The sequence below is a fragment of the Pseudomonas sp. SIMBA_041 genome (assembly GCF_046535095.1).
GTDB classification, from domain to species: domain Bacteria; phylum Pseudomonadota; class Gammaproteobacteria; order Pseudomonadales; family Pseudomonadaceae; genus Aquipseudomonas; species Aquipseudomonas mucoides.
Window position 1 is genome coordinate 1 of the sequence record NZ_JAWRXJ010000384.1, and the last position, 267, is coordinate 267.

The window sequence follows — 267 nt, forward strand, 5'->3', positions numbered from 1 at the left end:
AGGTATCCGTTCAAGTCATCAGCGATTCCAGAGCCTTTCGCATGGCCCTTGGAAGCGGAACAGATTTCCGTGTTGACCTGTCAACAAACACGTGTACGAAATGCCCCTCAGCGGACGGCGTGTCATCCCCCGCTCCAAACAGCGATATTTCATACCTTACCGACGAAGTCCCGATCCTACCTACGCGCAACCGAGCCTTCACCATTCCAGGAAAAGCAAGCGGACGATGGTATTTGCACATAGACTCTACGACCAGGCCGATCGTCT

Annotated in this window: 1 protein-coding gene; it reads right to left on the minus strand. The window is 53.6% G+C overall.

Annotated elements, in window-relative coordinates; genetic code table 11:
* Nucleotides 1-10: 10 nt before the first annotated feature.
* Nucleotides 11-262, minus strand: a complete 252-nt coding sequence (locus SB725_RS31585; protein ID WP_410923369.1) for an acyl-CoA thioesterase — start codon at nucleotides 260-262, stop codon at nucleotides 11-13.
* Nucleotides 263-267: the final 5 nt, after the last annotated feature.